Annotated in this window: 17 protein-coding genes and 1 pseudogene; 15 read left to right on the top strand and 3 right to left on the bottom strand. The window is 62.6% G+C overall.

The window, feature by feature from the left end; translation table 11 throughout:
* Positions 1 to 594 precede the first annotated feature (594 nt).
* The 4 genes and pseudogenes from HWX53_RS17260 to HWX53_RS27940 form a co-directional block, all read left to right on the top strand.
* Complete coding sequence (locus HWX53_RS17260) at positions 595 to 1,395, top strand: hypothetical protein (RefSeq protein WP_175943036.1); 801 nt, start codon at positions 595 to 597, stop codon at positions 1,393 to 1,395.
* Positions 1,396 to 1,796: 401 nt separating this feature from the next.
* On the top strand, positions 1,797 to 2,057 hold the full coding sequence (locus tag HWX53_RS17255) for a type II toxin-antitoxin system prevent-host-death family antitoxin (RefSeq protein WP_175943033.1): 261 nt from the start codon (positions 1,797 to 1,799) through the stop codon (positions 2,055 to 2,057).
* Positions 2,054 to 2,320, top strand: coding sequence for a Txe/YoeB family addiction module toxin (locus tag HWX53_RS17250; protein ID WP_175943031.1), 267 nt, complete (start codon positions 2,054 to 2,056; stop codon positions 2,318 to 2,320). Before HWX53_RS17255 ends, HWX53_RS17250 begins: the two co-directional genes overlap by 4 nt.
* A 407-nt stretch (positions 2,321 to 2,727) precedes the next feature.
* Positions 2,728 to 2,940, top strand: a pseudogene (locus HWX53_RS27940) (efflux RND transporter permease subunit); the annotation flags it as partial.
* A 149-nt stretch (positions 2,941 to 3,089) separates the two neighbouring features.
* Here HWX53_RS27940 and HWX53_RS17240 read toward each other — a convergent pair.
* Positions 3,090 to 4,625, bottom strand: coding sequence for a M81 family metallopeptidase (locus HWX53_RS17240; protein ID WP_244140164.1), 1,536 nt, complete (start codon positions 4,623 to 4,625; stop codon positions 3,090 to 3,092).
* Positions 4,626 to 4,663: 38 nt separating this feature from the next.
* A complete protein-coding gene (locus HWX53_RS17235) occupies positions 4,664 to 5,947 on the bottom strand; it encodes an MFS transporter (protein WP_175943029.1) in 1,284 nt (427 codons plus the stop codon).
* A 124-nt stretch (positions 5,948 to 6,071) separates the two neighbouring features.
* On the opposite strand from HWX53_RS17235, the gene HWX53_RS17230 reads away from it, so the two are divergent.
* The 7 genes from HWX53_RS17230 (at position 6,072) to HWX53_RS17195 (ending at position 14,562) form a co-directional block, all read left to right on the top strand.
* Positions 6,072 to 6,989, top strand: a complete 918-nt coding sequence (locus HWX53_RS17230) for a LysR family transcriptional regulator (RefSeq protein WP_175943028.1) — start codon at positions 6,072 to 6,074, stop codon at positions 6,987 to 6,989.
* An 84-nt stretch (positions 6,990 to 7,073) separates the two neighbouring features.
* Entirely contained in the window at positions 7,074 to 7,775 is a 702-nt protein-coding gene (locus HWX53_RS17225; RefSeq protein WP_175943026.1) for a FadR/GntR family transcriptional regulator, read from the top strand.
* Positions 7,776 to 7,904: 129 nt separating this feature from the next.
* Positions 7,905 to 9,914 (top strand): MFS transporter, encoded by a 2,010-nt coding sequence (locus tag HWX53_RS17215; protein WP_244140163.1) that lies wholly within the window; start codon positions 7,905 to 7,907, stop codon positions 9,912 to 9,914.
* Between the two features lie 113 nt (positions 9,915 to 10,027).
* Positions 10,028 to 11,248 carry an alpha-hydroxy acid oxidase gene (locus HWX53_RS17210; RefSeq protein WP_175943024.1) on the top strand — a complete coding sequence of 407 codons (1,221 nt, stop codon included), beginning with the start codon at positions 10,028 to 10,030 and terminating at the stop codon, positions 11,246 to 11,248.
* A gap of 114 nt (positions 11,249 to 11,362) precedes the next feature.
* Positions 11,363 to 12,073 (top strand): GntR family transcriptional regulator, encoded by a 711-nt coding sequence (locus HWX53_RS17205; RefSeq protein ID WP_175943022.1) that lies wholly within the window; start codon positions 11,363 to 11,365, stop codon positions 12,071 to 12,073.
* A 150-nt stretch (positions 12,074 to 12,223) separates the two neighbouring features.
* The gene (locus HWX53_RS17200) at positions 12,224 to 13,162 is read left to right on the top strand and encodes a TauD/TfdA family dioxygenase (RefSeq protein ID WP_175943020.1); all 939 of its coding nucleotides are present in this window, start codon (positions 12,224 to 12,226) and stop codon (positions 13,160 to 13,162) included.
* A gap of 89 nt (positions 13,163 to 13,251) precedes the next feature.
* On the top strand, positions 13,252 to 14,562 hold the full coding sequence (locus HWX53_RS17195; protein WP_175943018.1) for an MFS transporter: 1,311 nt from the start codon (positions 13,252 to 13,254) through the stop codon (positions 14,560 to 14,562).
* A gap of 500 nt (positions 14,563 to 15,062) precedes the next feature.
* Here HWX53_RS17195 and HWX53_RS17190 read toward each other — a convergent pair whose 3' ends face one another.
* Positions 15,063 to 16,013, bottom strand: coding sequence for a LysR substrate-binding domain-containing protein (locus HWX53_RS17190; RefSeq protein ID WP_175943016.1), 951 nt, complete (start codon positions 16,011 to 16,013; stop codon positions 15,063 to 15,065).
* Between the two features lie 194 nt (positions 16,014 to 16,207).
* Between HWX53_RS17190 and HWX53_RS17185 the strand changes: the two genes are divergently transcribed.
* The 4 genes from HWX53_RS17185 to HWX53_RS17175 all read left to right on the top strand — a co-directional run bounded on the left by HWX53_RS17185 (position 16,208) and on the right by HWX53_RS17175 (position 20,347).
* Positions 16,208 to 17,359: an MFS transporter gene (locus HWX53_RS17185; RefSeq protein ID WP_244140196.1), complete on the top strand. Its 1,152-nt coding sequence runs from the start codon at positions 16,208 to 16,210 to the stop codon at positions 17,357 to 17,359.
* 38 nt (positions 17,360 to 17,397) lie between these two features.
* The gene (locus tag HWX53_RS17180) at positions 17,398 to 18,294 is read left to right on the top strand and encodes an oxidoreductase (protein WP_175943014.1); all 897 of its coding nucleotides are present in this window, start codon (positions 17,398 to 17,400) and stop codon (positions 18,292 to 18,294) included.
* A gap of 1,062 nt (positions 18,295 to 19,356) precedes the next feature.
* Entirely contained in the window at positions 19,357 to 19,497 is a 141-nt protein-coding gene (locus HWX53_RS27460) for a hypothetical protein (RefSeq protein ID WP_208454796.1), read from the top strand.
* Position 19,498: 1 nt separating this feature from the next.
* Complete coding sequence (locus tag HWX53_RS17175; RefSeq protein WP_175943012.1) at positions 19,499 to 20,347, top strand: ABC transporter permease subunit; 849 nt, start codon at positions 19,499 to 19,501, stop codon at positions 20,345 to 20,347.
* Positions 20,348 to 20,381: the final 34 nt, after the last annotated feature.

Raw genomic sequence — 20,381 nt, 5'->3', positions numbered from 1 at the left:
TGGCCGCATCGCGCAAACGGCCGCGTGCGCGCGTGGCGCTTCATCGGCATGCGACGCGCGTCCTATCGCGAGGACAGAGCCCGGTTTCCTTGCTTCTTCGTCGCTTGATGATTGGCGTTCCATACGTACACTACTTCTTGTGGCGATGAACACCACGCGTCGCAGAAAAGGCAGTCACCGAGATCCCGGCCTACCCTCCACCTATCCGGACAAGCGGTTGCCGAAAACGCGTCTCACGTTCGTCGCTTCCTCATTCGCATAAGTCGTTCCGGGGAGCAGTGGTAGTCTAGCGGGGAAGCAGGAGCCGCAGTTGGGAAGTAGCCGTTTGAGCGCAGATCGAGAAGTGCAGAAAACTTCGTCGCACGTTCATAGGTGTTAAGTGAGCCTCGCTGGGGAAACCGGGTCGAGGCTCTTTTTTCTCGTCTGCCGTCTCACGGCATCCGAGCATTGCTTCTGTCGCCCTGACCTGTTTCGGCGGTTTGCTGCTTGACGGCTTGTAACACGGTGGCCGGTTTCGGGCGGGACATCACCGATTCCGCGGACGCGGTTGAGCGTGTCGTATTTTGAATTGCTTTCCCTAACACAAGACCCGATATGGACGAACAGCTTGAAGCGCGCTACGCCGAAATCCTGGCGACGACGCACCCATCTTTCCTAGATCCTTCTGTAGCAAAGACGCGAGGGCTTTTTACGCCCTTTCTCGTGAACGGTCCCAAAGACCCGGGCGCACCGCGCATAATGGTGATCGGCAGGGAATTCGGCGGCAAGCATTGGCACATAAGCGCCGAGGGTGGTGGGGTGAACGCATACGTGGCAAAGGCACTTGCCAAGCATCGCGCATCCTTCGACACATGGCTCGCGAAAGATGGGGACGGCGGCACCACCTTCTTCAACTTCATGCGCGCTCTAGCAGATCGGTTCGATCCAGGCGGACTGATCTACTCAAACCTGTTTTGCATCGATGCCGGTGGAAGGAACCCCAGCGGCTCCGAATACTTTCCCGAGATCAAGCGCCTTTCCAAACGGCTGCTGGAAGTACAGTTCGACCACTTTCAGCCAGACGTCGTTATCTTCGCGCACGGGTCAGCGTCGGCGGCCACCAGGCGCGAATTTTTTCCGACCAAGGGAGTCGGAAGAGTCTGCGTGGGGCGCCGCGATTGGGAGGACGTCGGGATTCCTAACATGCAGCTCTGGGAGTTCGAGATGTACGGGAAGCTCTTGTGCTACCGAATTCAACACCCGGCAAACTGGAGAGGGAAGGCAGGGGCTGAGGCGGCAAAGGCTCGTCAGCATCTACTTGACCTCCTGACCCGGACGCTACCCCAAAAGCCGTTGCCGGTCGTCGCGCCGGTGGCCGAGGCGGGTGCTTCCACTGTCGCCTATTCGCGCCCATGAAACAACGTGTACGGGTGAAACTGCTTAAGAGGCGACAGGCTCTGTCGCATTCGGCCCGTAAGTTAGCCGCCGGAACCAAGCGATATGCGCGGGAAGACAGTCTGTCACAGATGGCTGCCATCTATGCTGAGCATCGTGAGTTGTTCAAGCGACTCGGGGACGCGTGACGGTTGCGTCTGATAACTGCTTAGCGTGGCAGTGCCCTGCCTTGGCGGCTATGCGGCGATGCCAGCAACCTTCCAAGGTTCGTCGCGCGAGATAACGACGTCCCTCCGCTCGGCCTCTTTCTCACCGTGCTTTGAAGCGACAATGGCCATACATGTACGGGTCACTGTACATGTTCGTCGGTGTGTGCTAGAGTTGTACCTATAACGGTACAGATTAGCCACCGAGGAGAACATATGCGCACCATCCCGTTCACCGACGCTCGCGCCAATCTGAAGCGCGTTATTGATCAGGTAGTTGAGGATGTGGAAGTGACGCTCATCACCCGCCGCGACGCGCCAAATGCCGTTGTCATGTCGCAAGAGCACTACGACAGCTTGATGGAAACGGTTCATCTTCTGCGCTCCCCCGCGAACGCAGCCCATCTGGAGCGCTCAATTGCGCAAGCACGCACGGGCAAGGTGAAGGCCCGCAAGTTAGTTGACGACACCGAATGAACGGCGCGTTGAACATCATGTGGACTGCCGAGGCGTGGGACGATTACCTCTACTGGCAGAGTCAGGACAAGAAGACCCTAAAGCGCATTAATCAACTTATCAAAGAGGTGCAGCGCTCGTCGTTCGAAGGCATCGGTAAGCCTGAGCCGCTGAAAGAGTACCTAAGTGGATTTTGGTCCCGTCGCATTGATGAAACGAATCGGCTGGTCTACGAAGTGGCAAGCACGCAAATCACTATCATTTCGTGCCGCTACCACTACTGACGACCGACACGGCAAATCCGGACGGGGCGCTACTGGGCCCTGAGCAAATTCTCGTTATTGAATAGGTCTGGCCATTGCGGGTTGTCCCATAGGTGGTCCCCACATTGCACGGTGGCGCTCGTCTTGCGGCGTTTGCCCGACACGAGACCGGCCGGGCCACACGCCTCATAGCGCCGACACGAGCGGCTGATCTGCCTCACCCACAGATCTAGCCGCTCGGCGCCTGGTAACAAGCCAGTCGACCCCGAGCGACCGCCTCGATGACTTTGATCCGCTCCAGTTCGCGCATGCTTGCCTTGATCAGTTCACGCCTGTTCATGATTGAGCCCTCGACGACGCATCGACCAAGCACGCGCCCAAGCGCGGAAATCGGACATTTCTGACGAGCCTGAATAGGACATTAGGATATAGCCGCTACAACATATAACTACGCTAATTTGCATTATGTAAACCCTCTGAACGGCAAGCCCGCTGCCGCGATGGGCATCATGCTCGCCAGCGGCGCAAACGCGCTGCCGGTCGAGAAGGCCGTGCGCGCACAACTCACGTTGTTGCAAAAGCGGATGCCCGGCGGCGTGCAACTGAGCGTTCCACACGACACGACACCTTTCGTTTCCGCGTCCATCGCCGAGCGACGGACGTGGTCGAGCGTCGCTGATGCCTGCTGGCGTCTCCTGACCGCCCGGCACCAGCCCGCCCTCACTCCCGACGACTTCCGTGCCGCGCCCCGATCACACGCGGGGCATTCCCACGCGAGCCGACGCCGTCCTCACACAACCGCGCTGCTCATTCCAAACGCCTCACCGCCCGGCCGAGTACGCATGCCTCGCGCAAGACGCGTCCACGGCAAGTCGGCAGGATCGGCCACCATCGGACCGGGCGCCTTCGCAACAAGAACAGCCTGCGCGATCGGCTCGAAATCCGCACGAAAATGGACCGAGCTCTTGTTAACCAGAATCTTCATGTCCTCCGGCTGAATGCCTGCGACGCGATACAGATTGCGATCCAGCATCTGCGCCTTGCCCGAACTCACCGCAATCAGCACGCCATCGAAACGCAGACAGGCCACCGGGCCGAGCTCGGCCTGCATGCCGTTCATCATCGGGCCGTCGTACCGGCAACGTCCGTCCGAAAGCGATACCACCTCGAACACACCCGTGAACGGCGCATCGCCCGGCACGCTAGATTGCCCGCCCAGCGACAGTTCCAGCCGGGCACCGACGCCCGCACGATGCGCCGCCGCGGCCGCCGCCGGGTCGTAGATCAGCCCGAAGGCCGCGCCGGTCGCGCCATTGCGTACCAGCGCGCGCAGCATCTCCATCGTGTTGGCGTCGCCGCCCGCGCCGGGATTGTCCTGCGTATCCGCGATGACGACCGGACGGCTCGCGCCTTCCGACAGGCGCATCGCTTCGCGCACGGCGTCGTCGGGCGAGAGGAACGGCACGCACCAGGCGAGCTCGTCGTCGAGCATGCGGCGATACAGCGACTCGACGGCAGCGTGCGCGGCCTCCGCCGAATGCGCGTAAGCCCAGATCACCGGTCCGCATTCGGCGAAATCTGCCGCCGGAAAGCCCGGCGCGAACGACGCGGACACCACCGTGCCCGCCTCCGCCGCGTTCACGGCGTCGTACATGCCGCGCGACGGTTCGAGCAACGTGCACATGCCGTTGATCGGAATCAGGAACGGCAGCCGTCGTGACGCGCCATGCAGCGTCTCGCCCGCCAGGAGCCGTTCGAGCAGCGAGGCCGCGCGCGCGCCGGTATCCGCCATATCGACGTGCGGATACGTGCGGTATGCGACGAGCGCATCGGCGTTCTGCAACATGCGCTCCGTGACGTTCGCGTGCAGATCAAGCGAAGCGACGATCGGCACATCGCGCCCGACCGTCTGGCGCACACGCGCAAGCAGCTCGCCTTCGCCGTCGTCGACATGCTCGGCGACCATCGCGCCATGCAGATCGAGATACACGGCATCGAAGTCACGCGTGCGCGCCGCTTCGACGATTTCGCCCACGATGCGCTCGAAGGCGTCGCGCGTGACGTGCGCCGACGGACTCGCGCCCGCCCAGATCACCGGCACGAGCGTGTGCCCCGACGCTTGCGCCGCCCGAATGAACCCGCCTGCGGGAATGTTGACGTCGCGCAGCGCGAGCACGTCGTCGCCGCGGCACATCAGCGGAAAGCCTTCGCCGCGCTCGAAGTTTTCGTAGGCGGCCTTCGACGGCGCGAACGTGTTCGTCTCGTGCTGGAAGCCGGCAATGAGAATGGTGCGGGTGGTGGGACTGGAACTCGGCAAGATGGACACCTCTCGTTTTCGTTGTCTGTTCGATGAATGAGCGAAGGTCACGCCGCACGCGCGGGACGCATGGCGATCAGCACGAGTGCACCGATGGCGAGCAGCGCGACCATCACGTACAAGCCGGCGTGCAGGCTGCCGGTCGCGCTTTGCGCCCAGCCGATGATCGTCGGGCTGAGAAAACCGCCGATGAGCCCGATGGTGTTGATGAGCGCAATTCCGCCCGAAGCGGCGTCGCCCTTCAGATGCTCGGAAGGCATCGCCCAGAACACCGTGTAGGCGCACCACATCATTGCGGTCGCGATGGTCATGCAGCTCAGCGATATCGCGAGATCGCCGCCGAAGAAGGTGGCGAGCGCGAGCGCCAGAGAGCCGACGAGAGCCGGAACCGCGCTGTGATAGCGCCGCTCGCCGCGCCGGTCGGAACTGCGCCCGATGACGATCATCGCGATGGCGGCGGCGGCATACGGAATCGCGGAATACAGGCCGATCTGCATCGTGTCCTTCACGCCCGCCGCCTTGATGATGGACGGCAGCCAGAAGCTCACGGCGTAGATGCCGCAGATGAAGCAGAAATACGGCACGGCCATCAGATAGACACGCGGATCGCGCGCCACCTGCACAAACGAATGATGACCGCCGGACGTATCGAGATCGGACGCCAGCAGGCGTTTTTCATCGTCGGAAAGCCAGCGCGCGTCGGCGGGACGGTCGGCGAGCACGAACAGCGCAAGCACCCCGAACAGCACGCACGGCAGGCCTTCGACGAGGAACATCCACTGCCAGCCGTCGAGACCGTGCGCGCCGGAGAACGACGTCATGATCCACGTCGAGAGCGGCCCGCCGAACGCGCCGCCGATCGGCCCCGCGAGCATCACGATCGCCATCACCTGTGCCATGCGCGCGCGGCCGTACCAGTACGTCAGATAGAAAATCATGCCGGGCGCGAAGCCGGCCTCGAACACGCCGAGCAGAAAGCGCATGGCATAGAAGGTCGTTTCGCTGCGCACGAACAGCATCGCCGCCGAGGTCACGCCCCAGAGAATCATGATCCGGCTGATGGTCTTGCGTGCGCCGACCTTCGGCAGCAAGAGATTGCTGGGAACTTCGAACAGCACATAGCCGAGAAAGAAGATGCCCGCGCCGAGGCCATACACCGCGTCGGAGAAGCCGAGATCGCTCTGCATCTGCAGTTTCGCGAATCCGATATTGACCCGGTCGAGATACGCGAACGTATAGCAAAGCAGCAGGAACGGAAGCAGCCGCCAGTCGAGCTTGCGATACAGCGCCGCGTGCAGTTCGGTGATGTGCGTGGAGGGAATGGCGGACAAGGGCGTTCTCCGATGACGTTTCGGTCGTGTGTGAAATCATCTTTAATAGCCAAAATGCGACGAGCAAGAGCAACTGAAGTCGGCTATCGTTGCCTCCTGGGCAACGCTTGTAACAGGTGTCGGAATGCGCGAACTGAATCAGCGAAGGCTGCGGTATTTCCACGAAGTGCTCACGCAAGGCTCCATTCGCGCGGCGGCGGACAGCCTCAACACGGCTGCATCCGTCATCACGCGGCAAATCCGCTTGCTGGAGGAAGAAGTCGGCGCGCCGCTGTTCGAGCGACAGGCGCGCGGCGTGAAGCCGACTGAAGCGGCGGCGCACCTTCTCGAATACTGGCGCGGCTGCCAGGCGCAACAGGAGCAGCTCGAAGACCGGTTGCGGGCGTTGCACGGCCTGCAGCGGGGGCACATCCGGCTGGCGGTCAGCGAGGGTTATATCGACGGCCTCATGGAAGAAGTCCTGAGTGACTTCCATATGCACTACCCGAAGCTCGATGTGGCCGTCGACATACTGCCCGTCAACGACGTGCTCGAAGAAGTCGCTCAGAGCCGCGCGCACATCGGCCTCGCGTACAACCCGCCGGCGCATCCCGACATCGTGTATCGGGCGACGTCGTCGCAGCCTGTCGTGCTTCTGGTCAATGCGGCGCATCCGCTTGCGAAACGCGGCGGCGCCGTCACCATCGCCGAGATGTTGCGGTATCCGCTCGCGCTGATGCCGCCGGCCTTCGGTCTCGGACAGGTCATCGCAATGCTCGCCTACACGGAAAATATCGAGGTGCGACCGACGCTCGTCACCAACTCGCTGCAGGTGCTGCGCCAGTTCGTGACCCGGGGCGAAGGTGCGACTTTGATCGGCGCGTTCTCCGTGTATCGGGAAATCGATGCGGGCGAACTGGTCGCGTTGCCCATCCTTCATCCGCTGTTCGAAGCGGCGAAAGCGCGCATCCTCGTGAAAGCGCGGCGGCCGCTTTCCGGCGCGGCGGAAGAACTACTGAACTGGATCCTGCAGCGGATGAGCGTGTTCGCGGCGAGCGCCTGAGACGTGCCGCGCGGCGGCGATCTGGGCGTTGACACGATGTGCTAGACGCGCTATTGTCCGACAACCTGATTAATCGCCGATGCAATGCTTGAGCTCGAAAGACCTGACTCGCTGGTGCAGCGAGTAGTGGGAGCGATCCGCGCGGAGATTCAGGCGGGCAACTTCCCCGCCGAATCTCGCTTGCCGACCGAGCAGCAACTCTCGGAACGGCTCAACGTCAGCCGCTCGGTTGTTCGCGAAGCCATCGCCCAATTGAAGTCCGATGGCGTTCTGGTCGCACGCCGCGGCGCGGGCTCGTTCATTTCCGGCACACCTTCCGGCACGGTCTTTCGCCTTCCGAGCCACGACGGTAGCCGCATCGATCTACCGCAACTGTTCGAGTTTCGACTGTGGATAGAGACGCAGGCAGCCACTGCGGCGGCGCGGCGTCGGACGCGCGCGGACCTGAAGCATATGAGCGATGCGATCCGCCAGATGGAGCTGAAGCGCAATGATTCGAAGGCGGCGTCGGCGGCGGACGTCGCTTTTCATCGCGCGATCGCGGCGGCGACCAAAAACGACTACTTCGTCGCGTTCCACGATTTCCTGCATAGCCAGCTCGCCATCGCGCGGCGCGCGCAGTGGGAAAAGACGGCGCACCATGCCGGCGACTTTGCCTGGCGGGAACACGGTGAGCTGTTCGACGCCATCGAGCGCGGCGATTGTGTCGAGGCCGCCGCCTCGGCCGAGCGCCACTTGCGCGCCGCGGCAAAGCGACAAGGCATAGACCTGCCCCGCAACGACTGACGTGACGGCGCCTGCGTTTCAAGCAGCGCCGTAAAAACTTCGAGTACTTTGTCTGACAACCTGATTTTCCGACTATCAAACGCTGCACCCGTACTTCCGATACGAACCAAATACAACCGGAGACATTCAGTGAAAGAGCAAGTCCAGGCCCGAAGATATTTCAAGCACCTCCCGCTCGCCGGGCTCGCCGCCGCGTGCGCGTTGACGGCTGCCGACAAGGCGAATGCGCAAGGCAGCCTGACGCTATACGGCATCCTCGACGAGGGCGTGAACTATACGAGCAACGTGCAGACGAGCCCCGGTAACGGTCACAACCTGTTCAGTTTGTCGAGCGGCATCCTGAGCGGCAGCCGCTGGGGGCTGCGCGGCGTGGAAGACATGGGCGGCGGCCTGAAAGCGATCGTGGTGCTGGAGAACGGTTTCGACGTAAGCAACGGGCGGATGGGCCAGGGGTCGCGCGAATTCGGTCGCCAGGCGTATGTCGGACTCTCGACGAACGCCGGATCCGTCATGCTGGGCCGCCAGTACGACCCGGTCGTCGACTATGTGCACGCGCTGATGCCGAGCGCGATGTTCTCGGGAAGCATCGGCGCGCATCCGGCGGACCTCGACAATCTCAACAACGCGAACCGCGTGAACAATGCGGTCAAGTACCGCACGGTCAATCTGAACGGCTTCTCGGCCGAAGGGCTGTATAGCTTCGGCGGCGTGCCCGGCAGTGTCGGCACGAATCAGATCTGGTCGATAGGCGTCGGCTATTCGAGCGGTCCGCTCAACGTCGGCGAGCGCAGAATGCCGCCGGGCATGGAGACCCTAGTGACAAACCGTAGTGTGGAAGCTCAACTTTTCACGCGCGTGGCGTGGCGGCTCGTGCCGCTTCTCATCGCGATCTTTCTAACCGCCTATATCGACCGCGCGAACATCGGCTTCGCCAAGCTGCAGATGCTCACGAGTCTGCATATGAGCGAGGCATCGTACGGGTTCGCCTCTTCGCTGTTCTTCATCGGCTATCTGCTGTGCGAGGTGCCGAGCAACCTGGCGATGCATCGCTATGGCGCGCGCCGCTGGATATCGCGCATCATGTTCACGTGGGGCGTCGCGACGCTGCTGCTCGCGTGGACGCCGTCCGAAACCGCGTTTCAGGTGCTGCGCTTCCTGTTGGGCGCGGCCGAAGCGGGACTGTATCCCGGCATCATTCTTTACCTCGGCATGTGGTTTCCCGAGCGCCAGCGCACCGGCATCATCGGATTGCTCACGCTCGGCAGCAGCATGGGCAACATGCTCGGCTCGCTCATCGGCGGCTTCTCGCTCGAACTGCACGGTGCGCTCGGCCTCGAAGGCTGGCAGTGGGTGTTTCTCACGACAGGCACGCCGGCCGTCTTGCTCACCTTCGTTTCGTTGTACTTTCTGCCGGACAATCCGCGCTCGGCGCCCTTTCTCTCCGAGCGTGAGAAGGAGGTCATAGAGGACAGTCTGCGGCGTGATCCAGCGCCGGTTCAGGCGACGGGCGGCGCGTGGTCGTTCAGCTCGCTCTTCACCGTGGCGCTCTTTTCGATCGGCTATGGCACGATCTCGATTGCGATTTACGGTATTGCCTACTGGCTCCCTACGCTGGTCCGGGGCTTTGGCGTGTCGAGCAGTGTCAACGGCATGCTCAACATGATTCCGTGGTTCCTGACATCACTGATGCTGCTGTGGCTGCCGCGCCGCTTGCGTACGCCTCGCACCGTGCTGATGGCCGCGTTAGCTGCGGCGTTCCTCGGCATTCTGTGCTTTATCGCGAGCGTCGGGCCGTTTTCGAATGCGGTGCGTTTCGCGGCGCTTTCGGCCGGCGCGCCGTGCCTGTATCTGATGATCCCGTGCTTCTGGGCGTTGCCGCCGCGGCTACTGCCGACATCGTTCATGAAGGGCGCGGGCGGCGCGGCGGCGCTCGCGGTCATTGCCGCGGGGTCGAGTGTCGGAGGGTTCCTCGCGCAAAACATCATGCCGTGGGTCGGAAAGGTCATGCACAGCACCTCGGCGCCGATGCTCGTGCCGGCCGTCAGCCTGCTGTTGCTCGGAAGCGGGGCGCTCGCCGTGTGGTTCCGTCTCGGTCTCGCGGGACGCGAAGGCAACGATGCGGTCACGGCCACGCGCTAAGTTCGCTCACAAGCCTGCCCTTTTTGGGCGCATGGAAACGGTCCGCGCGCTCGTCGTGTTCTCAAGCGACGAGCGCGCGACGATTGAAAAAAAACGAAAGGTCGTTGCGCGGCATGATCACAACCAGGCAATCCACAAGCGTCTCCCGGCAACTGCGCGGCTTCCTGTCGCTCGCCGATTTCGAAGCGGCCGCGAGGCGCAAGCTGCCCCGCCCTCTCTTCGGCTACGTCGCGGGCGCGACGGAAGACAATGCGTCCCTCGCGGACAACCGCGCGGCGTTCAACGAGCTCGGCTTCGTGCCGCGGGTATTGCGCAACGTGTCGCAGCGGAGCCAGTCGATCGAGCTCTTCGGCGTACGCTACGAGTCGCCGGTCGGCATCGCGCCGATGGGCATCAGTTCGTTGACGGGCTATCGCGGCGACCTCGCCCAGGCGCAGGCCGCGCGCGCATGCGGCGTCCCCATGATTCTCAGCGCGGCATCGCTCGTGCGGCTCGAAGAAGTCGTCGAGGCCGCGCCGGGCACATGGTTTCAGGTCTACATGCCGAGAACGCTCGAAGAAATGCGCGCGCTGGTGGAAAGAATCAGCGCCGCCAACGTGGCGACGCTGGTCGTCACGGTGGACTCGTCGGTCGTGCCGAACCGGGAGAACAACCTGCGCAACGGCTTCAGGACGCCCCTCAGGCCGAACTTTCAGCTATTGCGGGACGGCCTGACGCATCCGCACTGGTCGCTCCTCACGTTTCTGCGCACGTTGATTCGTCATGGCATGCCGCACTTCGAGAATGCCTCCGCGCAACGAGGCGAGCCGTTGCTCTCGCGTCGCGCGAACCGGGATTTCAGCGGGCGTGAGCATCTGGACTGGGACGCGATCCGCGAAATTCGCGCGCGCTGGAGCGGGCCGCTGGTAATCAAAGGCATCCTGCATCCGGACGATGCCGCGACTGCCCGAAACCTCGGAGCGGACGGCATCATCGTGTCCAACCATGGCGGCCGGCAGCTCGACGGATCCGTTTCGCCGATGCGCATGCTGGCTCCCATCGCCGAAGCCTGCCCTGACATGCCGCTCATGATCGACAGCGGCTTTCGACGCGGCACGGACGTATTGAAGGCTGTCGCTCTAGGCGCGACCTGCGCTTTCATCGGGCGGCCGATGAACTACGCGGCGTGCGTGGGCGGGCAAGCCGGCGTCGAGCACGCCATCGGCCTCGTGAAGGCCGAGATTCACGCGGACATGGGACTCCTCGGCGTGAACCGTCTCGACGAACTCGGGCCCGAATTTTTGCGTCTGTTGAGGTTCGGGCCCGGCGAGCTCGGCGCGGGCGCATATCGCTGATCGGGGCGAGCCAGTCGTGAGCGGTGATGAGCGCAGCGCCGCACCGTGGACCGGGACGCGCGAATAAGCGGTATATTGCCAGCTTGGCTCAATACGGCATCCGGAGACCGTCACGTGCAGCGCCTGAAGGACGTCAGAGGCACCCCAGCGACCACGGCACCAGGGCAAGGGTCCGCGACCACGCTCAACCAGGAAGCCTATCGGCGTCTGGAAGAAATGATCGTGACGCTGGAACTGGCGCCGGGCACGCTCGTATCGGAAGCTATTCTGAGCCGGCAACTCGGCATCGGCACCACGCCGATACGCGAGGCACTGCAACGGCTCGCGCGTGAATACCTCGTGGAGATCATTCCCCGTCGCGGCGTGGTCGTCACGACCATCGACGTGCGCCGCCAGTTCGAAGTGCTCGAGACGCGGCGCGAGCTCGACCGGCTGCTCAGTTCGGCGGCGGCGAGGCGGTCCAACGCGCTGGAGCGCAAAGCGTTCGCGGCCAACTTCGAGCGCACGGAGAAGTCCGTCGCCGATGGCGACACGCGCGAATTCCTCCGGCTCGACGCCGAACTCAACCAGTTGCTGTCGAAGGCCGCGCGCAACGCCACGGCGGCCGCGCTCGCCTCGACGCTGCATACCGTCTCCCGCCGCTTCTGGTTCTATCACCACGACCAGCACAATCCGCTCGGAGAGATCGGTCCGGTCCACTGCCACCTCGTCGAGGCGATCGCATCGGGCGATCCGGCGCGCGCCGGGCATGCCTCCAACCGCCTCATCGACTATCTCACCACCTTCGCGCAGTCGACGCTCCCGCATCCGCTGACGCTTGACTGACCGCCCGCCCCGCTTCCGCCCAAGCTTGCGTCGCAGCTAGGGTTTCCTCGCAGTTGCAGGCCGCGCAACAAGCACCTTACCATCGCCTTGTGTCTGGCATGCCAGCCACATACCAGAAGGGAACCGAAACTTTTCCAAGGAGCGAAGACGATGGAGCAAGCGGAACTCAATACCGATTACGTCATGACGCCGCTGGCAGACGCGCTGGGCGCGGAAGTGACCGGCCTCGATCTCGCGCAGCCGATACTTCCCGAGACCATCGCAGAGATGAAGCGAGCCATCGCGACGTACGGCGTGCTGTGCTTTCGCAGGCAGTCGCTCACGGAAGCGCAGCAGATCGAATTCTCGAAGCTGTGGGGTCCGCTTGAAGACTTCCCGGAGGAAGACAAGACCGTATCGGCGCCAACCGTCTATCACGTGGCGAACGTGTCCGCAGACGGTCAAAGCCTGCCGGAAACCGATTTCCGCGTGATTTTCCAGAAGGTGAACGCACGCTGGCATACGGACAGCTCGTATCGTTACGTGCCGGCGTATGTTTCCCTACTCTACGGAATCGAAGTAATGCCGAAGGGCGCACCGGGCGGGCGCACTGGCTTCTCCAACATGATCGCGGCTTACGCCGCGTTGCCGGACGATCTCAAGGACGAAATCGAGCCGCTGCACATGGTGCATACGTACGAATTCGGCCGGCGCCTTTTTCCCGAACTTCCGCCTCTTACGAGATTCGAGAAGGAAGCGGTTCCGCCCGTGAGTCACCCGCTCGTGCGCGTGCATCCCGATCGCGACTACGAGCGCTCGCTGTACCTCACGGCCAACGCCGGCACCGAGATCAGCGGTCTGCCACTGGACGAAGCCCGCGCGCTGCATCGCAAGCTCGTCGAGCACATCTCGCAGCCGCAGTTCACATATTTCCACGAGTGGGAAAAGGGCGACCTCGTCGTATGGGACAACCGCACCATGCTGCACAAGGCGGAAGCCTACGACATGAGCAAGTATCGCCGCGTCTTTCGCCGCACGACCGTGGCGGGCGACGGACCCGTGCTCGGCCCGTATTCGCGTGCCGTGATCGACAGGGTTCGGCCGCGCTGATGGCAGCCGGCTGACCGCCTGCCCTTCCGAACAAGCGATAACGGCCGCGGCGTCGCCCGGCCTCACAACGAAACTCTGGAGGAGACACCATGCAGGAGAAGTCGACACGCCTGAAGCGCATCCAGGTCATGGCGATTGCATTGCTGACGATCGCGGGCATCGTCAATTATCTCGACCGCAGCACGCTCTCGATCGCCAATCATTCGGTGAGTACGGAACTGGGCTTGTCTGCTTCCCAGATGGGATTGCTGCTCTCCGCGTTTTCCTTCGCCTATGCCTTCGCGCAGTTGCCTATCGGCGTATTGCTGGACCGCTTCGGCGCACGGATCATGCTCGGCGTCGGCATGTTCGTGTGGTCCACCGCCCAGTTGTGCGGCGGACTCGTGTCGAACCTGACGCAATTTCTTGTCGCGCGCGTGGCGCTCGGCCTCGGCGAGTCGCCGAATTTTCCGGCGGGCGCAAAGGTCGTGAGCGAATGGTTCGGCGTCCATGAGCGCGGCAGGCCGACGGGCATCTTCATCACTTCGTCCACCATCGGTCCCGCACTCGCTCCTCCGGTACTGACCGTGCTGCTGCTCGTATTCGGCTGGCGCGCCATGTTCGTCATCATGGGTGTGCTCGGCATCGTCGTGTCGATCGGCTGGTATCTGCTCTATCGCGACCGCCGCTCGATGCCGCTCGACGCACGCGAACTCGCCTATCTCACCGACGGCGAAAGCGGCGAACGAGCGGAGCGCCGCATGACGATGCTCGAATGGCGCAGCCTCTTCAGCAAGGCGACGACGTGGGGCATGATTTTCGGCAACATGGGCGTGATTTACATGGTTTGGTTGTATCTGACCTGGCTGCCCGCGTATCTGGAACATGAGCGGCATCTGTCGATCGCGAACACCGGATGGCTCGTTTCGATTCCATACCTGTTCGGCACGCTTGGAATGCTGTCGAGCGGCTTCGTCGCCGACGGACTGATGGCGCGCGGCATGGCGCCCATGCGCAGCCGCAAGTGGCCGATTTGCGTGGGACTTGTCGGCGCCGCCCTCTTCACCGTTCCCGCAGCGTTCACGCCGAATCTGACGTTGGCAATGATCTACCTGTGCGCCGCCATGTTCTTCGTGAACATGGCGAGCGGCGCATGCTGGGCGCTTGCAACGGTTGCCGCGCCACGGCACATGGTCGCGTCGCTCGCAAGCATTCAGAACTTCGGCGGCTATTTCGGCGGCTCGTTCGCGCCGTTCGTGACGGGCGTCGTCGTCGACACGACTCACTCGTTCGTCAATGCGTTTCTCATCAGCGCGGGTGTCGCGTTCGGCGCCGCGCTCGTCTACATGTTCGTGGTGCGCCGGCGGATCGAAGAGCCGGAGCCAGACGTGTCGAGCCTGGCTCTTTCGAAACTGAATTGATGCATCGGGACTGGTACAGCTCGCTGCATTCTGCTTCGCCCACCTCGGACGCCCTGCGCCCGAATCACTGAGCCGTTGCCCTGCCTGCGGCTCACAGTTGCACCGGCTTCGGCACAGTGTTGAATCACTTTGTACTGCGAATGATGTTTCGTTCGTTCAATCGCTTGCAGCCTCTGTCTTGCCAACTTAGCAAACGCGGGAAACAAGACAGAAGGTCGAACAGAAATCGTTCGGGATTGAGTGTGGCGTTCCGCCGTTGCGCCGGCGGAAGCGTCATCGTCAGGACTGAACGCCCTTCAGATGCTCGAGTTTGATGGGCCAGCCGCTCTGGTTCGGCTGCGTCACCGACTCCGTTTGGATACGTTCGATGATCTTCCCGTCAGCATCTTTTCGCACCGACACAGACTTTGTATAGGGGCATCTCAAGGCCAAACATGGTTGCGTACACGCCTTCATGCCGACTAGGGGCGCAAAAAAATTGGCGGAGGGGCCGCCGTGCGCTAGGAGGACTTCATGCTCGATCGGCAACTCGCTTGGGCCTCAGTCGTGATCCACTTGCCGAAAACCTTGACGGCTTCGTCCTCTGCACGATCGACATTGACGACCATCGTGTAATCTGGACCGCGCCAAACGGGTCCCTGCAACGGACACACGAGCCGCCCCGCGGCGATTTCCCGCTCGATAAGAGGCAGAGACGCCAGGGTTACGCCGAGGCCCTCCGTCGCTGCGGCCAATTGCAGGAACACGTGATCGAAATGAAGATCACGCGCACCCTGCATGGCCGGTTCCCCCGCCTCACGCAGCCATTCGGACCATGCCGTGCGAGTGGTTGTTGAATGCAGCCAAGTATGGCTGCGCAAATCGGCAATCGTGCCGAGCGGACGGCTGATCAAAGCCTTAGGGCTGCATGCGGGCAAGCGCAGGTCGGGCATCAGGACCGATGACTTGATGCCCGCAGCGTCCTCGGGTCCAGAACGCACGCCAATGTCGAACGCGTCGCTCACGTAGCGGAGCCGGCGTGACGTAGTCGATAGCCTTACATCCACGTCGGGGTAAAGCGCCTGAAAATCCGCCAGCCGGGGAATGAGCCAGCACAGCGCGAAACTAGCCAGCGCATTCACGCGCACCACACCCTTGATTCGGCGAGTGGCCGATTCTTGCCGCAACCGGCCCACCGAACTGCCCAGCCGTGCAAAGGCACCGTTGACATCGACGAGCAGTGTCGTTCCCTCGTCAGTCAGCACAACGCCGCGCGCACGACGTTCGAACAACGGGACGCCGAACCAGTCTTCCAGCATGCGGATACGCTTGCCCACGGCCCAATGCGTCACGTGAAGCTCGTTCGCCGCGCCCGCGAAACTGCCGAGACGGGCCACCGCTTCGAAGTACCGCAAGGCATTCAAGGGGGGCAACGTTTCGGTATCTGCGGCGGCGGGCTTTTCAGTGCTCATCGGTGACTTTTTCTCCCGTGAGCGCCAATTTTATGTCAGTTGTTGCGCGGGTGCCCCAACCGTACACTCCAGACACCTTGCGACGTTCTATACGACATAACTTACACCCGCGCTCCCTGGTTTATTGCATGCGACTGTTCTCCCTCTCCGCGCCGGCGACGACCCCAGCCGAACACACCGATCCGTCCCGCTCCATGCGCCGCAAGCGGGCTCTATGGATCTCATGCGCGGCACACGCGTTGCACGACGGCTACACGGACATGATCTACGCGCTGTTGCCCGTATGGCAGGCGGATTTCGGCCTCGGCTACGGTGCGCTCGCACTTTTGCGAGGCATCTACGCGGGCACCATGGCGACGCTGCAAGTGCCTGCTGGCAGCCTTGCACGCGTCCTGGGCACGCGCGCGACTCTCGCCATCGGCACTCTGCTCGCGGCACTGGGCTATGCCATCGCGGGCATGTCGGGTTCTCTGATGGGTCTCTGCGTCGCGCTCGCGGTGTCGGGCTGCGGATCGAGCACGCAGCATCCGCTGGCGTCGGGAGTTGTGTCTCGTGCATATGGGCGCGACGCCCGCGCGCCGCTCAGCGTCTATAACTTCGCGGGTGATCTCGGCAAGTCCACCCTGCCCGCAGCCATTTCACTGCTTATCACGTTCATGCCGTGGCGTCATGCACTTTTGGTGATGTCGACCATCGGCATTCTCACCGGGTTAGTCATTGCACTTTTTCTCCCTTCGGCACGCAACATCGAGCCGCCACGAGACGAAGCGGTGGCCAGGGAAGCCACGACGGAGTCGCGCAGCGGCTTCTCGCTGCTGTTCGGAATTGGCGTGCTCGACACGGCTGTGCGAATGGGGCTGCTCACGTTTCTGCCCTTTCTCCTGCGCTCGAAGGGCATCTCGCCTCAGATGATGAGTACGGCGCTGGCGCTGGTTTTTATCGGCGGCGCCGCGGGCAAGTTCGCTTGTGGTGCGCTCGGCGCGCGCGTGGGCGTCATAGGAACGGTGTTCACAACTGAAGGCGCCACCGCGCTGCTGATTCTCGCCATGATCTGGCTGCCGCTCTTGCCCGCGATGATCCTGCTGCCGGTGCTCGGCGTGATGCTCAACGGCACGTCATCAGTGCTTTACGGCACGGTGCCCGAACTCGCTGCGGCGGGCGGCACCGAGCGGGCGTTTGCGCTCTTTTACACTGGCACCATTGCATCAGGAGCACTTGCTCCGGTCGCGTACGGGCTGTTGGGCGATCGGATCGGCGTGTACGGCGCGACCATCGCGACGGCGGCCACTGCGCTTGCCATCTTCCCGTTAGCGCTGGCGCTTCGCCGTCATCTACGCGCGACGTGAATTGCCAGTACGCGCGACGCTCGACAACCAGGAAGCCTATGAAGATGCATGACAATCCGACGATTGCGTTGCTGGGCCCCGGCGCGATCGGCGCCACTGTTGCCGCCGCGCTTCACGAAGCCGGACGTACACCGGCGTTATTCGGCCGCACCGCACACGACCACCTGGACGTGCGATTTGACGGCGGCCAGATCCGCGTGCCCGGTCCCGTGCAGACAAACCCTGCGTGCATCGAAACGACGTTCGATCTCGTCTTCGTCGCGGTGAAGACGACGCAGATCGAAGCTGCCTCGACGTGGTTGTCCGCGTTGTGCGGCGAGGAGACCGTGGTTTGCGTGTTGCAGAACGGCGTGGAACAGAAGAGTCAGTTTGCCACTTACGTATCGCAAGACCGTGTGCTGCCTTCGGTAGTCTGGTTTCCGGCTCAGCGCGAAGCCGATGCCTCGGTTTGGCTGCGTGCGAAGCCGAGACTCACGTTGCCAGACACTCCGGCGGCCCAGACTGTCGTAACGGCGTTGCGCAACACACGCTGTTCCGTGGATGTGACCGAGGACTTCATCAGCATCGCGTGGCGGAAATTACTTCAGAACGCAGTGGCCGGATTGATGGTGCTGACGGGCCGCCGAGCCGGCATGTATTCCCGGTCCGATATCGAACACCTGTCGCTCACGTATCTGAAGGAATGCATCGAAGTCGCGCGTGCGGAAGGCGCGACGCTAGACGATGAAGTCATGCGAGAAATCGTCGATGGGTTCCGGCGCGCACCGGCTGACCTCGGTACATCGATCCTTGCAGACCGGCAAGCCGGCCAGCCGCTCGAGTGGGATAGCCGCAACGGCGTCATACAACGTTGCGGCCGAGCGCGCGGCATCGCCACGCCGGTCAGTGATCTGCTCTTGCCGCTGCTCGCAGCGGCGAGCGATGGGCCGGGGTAGGCGCAGCACGTCCAGACCGATGAGGGATAGTCCGACCAAACCGGACGGCCACCTCGACAGTCCCTTCATGGCCGATCGGCGCGCTCGCAGCGCTCCCCACTTTGCGGCTCGGCGAAGGTTGCCCGGCTAGTGCGCGGCTAGATGCCCCCCGTAGACGGGTCGATGGGATGCCATCGCTTCAAAGAGAGAGCGCTGCAGAGACGCACATCGAGCAAGATCAAGGGTCCACTCGACGACCCACAGCACATTGATTGCGGTAGTCGGACAGCGGCAGCCAGTCCTGCCCATGCCGGGGCGAGCGATGGAGACGGCAGCCTTCGAGGCCTGGTGCGCCCGAATGCACCGCCGCGCTGACGCAGGGTTTCATGCTTGCCCGCCTTACCCGTCTCACCGAGTCCTACCCCGGGATTGACATTGATCTTGCGACGAACCTTCTTCGGTCAGCCTCGAGCGTCGCAAAGGGAGACGACGTCGGAACGTCCGAGCGACGCGCGCGCATCGACTGACGCTTTATCGCCGGGCGCAGACGGTGCCGTCAACAATTCCCGCCGGAGATTGGTCATTGAACGACGGAAAAAGAATCCAGTCCATCCAAACTGCGGCGCGCTCAACCGTCCATTCATGGCCGAAGATCTGCTTACGACGAGCGATGTCGCGTCGACCGCCGGATTGGCGAGGTTCGGGATCGCCCCTAACTTTTCGGCGATGCAGAAGACACAGCAGGAACGCATCCGGAAGCGCGCTTCTCGCAGCCCCGAATAACGTCGATGCCGCCGCTGCCCGCGTCTTGCCGGCAACCACGGCCAAGCTGCTGCCAGCGTGCGAGAACGCACCTTATGGACTCCGTGGACCGAGCTTCTCGTTTCCTCGGGAAGGGTCATCGACTTCCTCCGTGCCCGAGTGATCTTCCTCGCCGACGATACGGCAACTCAGCCGCCGCCGAAAACAAGCAATTCTTCGATTTATAGATGCAGTTCACGCGCGACGGTTTGCCGGCTTCGACATCATGTGTCGTGAATTACTCATCCCGTCACAGCTAAAAAGCAAACGACAATAAATCGTTTGCCGTTGCTGATCGCGCTGTCTTCTAATGACTGGCTGCTTTACACCATTCAGTATTCGATGACGACGGCACTCGGCGCACCGCCGCGCTTCTGCTTCCTGCCGGAGCGTTCCATCCTTCATGGACTGACACGGGAATGAAATGGCCGACCTGACCTCGCCCCGCGCACGCTATCTCTCCACGCGATCCGCTCGCGCGGGCCTAACCAAAAGCGCCCTTTACCGGTGGCTGTCTTGGCTCGTACCGGCGATGGTCGTGGTTCTTTGGGAAGCCGCCGCACGCGCCGGACTGATTGCGCCGCAGGTTCTTCCCGCACCGAGCAGCGTCCTCGCCACCGCCGCCAATATGGCGCAGAACGGCGAACTCTTCGTTCACCTTGGCATTTCGCTGTTGCGCGCGGCGGCGGGCTTCGCCATTGGCGGGATCATCGGGCTGGCTCTGGGTGTCGTGGTCGGCTTCTCGCCGCTTGCGCAGGCGATTATTGATCGCTCCGTGCAGATGGTGCGCGCCATTCCTTTTCTGGCGATGCTCCCGCTCGTCATTGTGTGGTTCGGCGTCGGCGAGACCGCGAAAATCTTTCTGGTCGCGCTCGCGGTCCTCTTCCCGATCTATATCAACACGATGCTCGGCATCCGCCAAATCGATCCGAAACTGATGGAGCTTGCCAAGATCGTCGGCATGAGTCGAAGCGCGACCGTGCGGCGAATCATTCTTCCCGGAGCGATGCCCTCGATCCTCACTGGCGTGCGCTATGCGCTCGCTCATGCGTGGCTCGCCCTGGTCATCGCCGAAACGCTTGCGACGACCAAAGGCATCGGCTTTCTCGCGATGGACGCGCGCGAGTTCCTGAACACTAACGTGATCGTGCTGACCGTGATCATCTACGCGATCATCGGCGTCGCCGCGGACACACTCGTGCGGGTGCTCGAGAGCCATTTCCTCTCCTGGCATGCGAACTACGCGAACAACAACAAGGGAGGACACAAGTGACCGAAAGCACCGCTCTTTCGCGCGATTACTCGCC

This window comes from Caballeronia sp. BCC1704 (assembly GCF_902833455.1).
Lineage (GTDB): Bacteria > Pseudomonadota > Gammaproteobacteria > Burkholderiales > Burkholderiaceae > Caballeronia.
The sequence above is the reverse complement of the archived record's forward strand: the minus strand, read 5'-3'. Positions and strand labels throughout refer to the sequence as shown.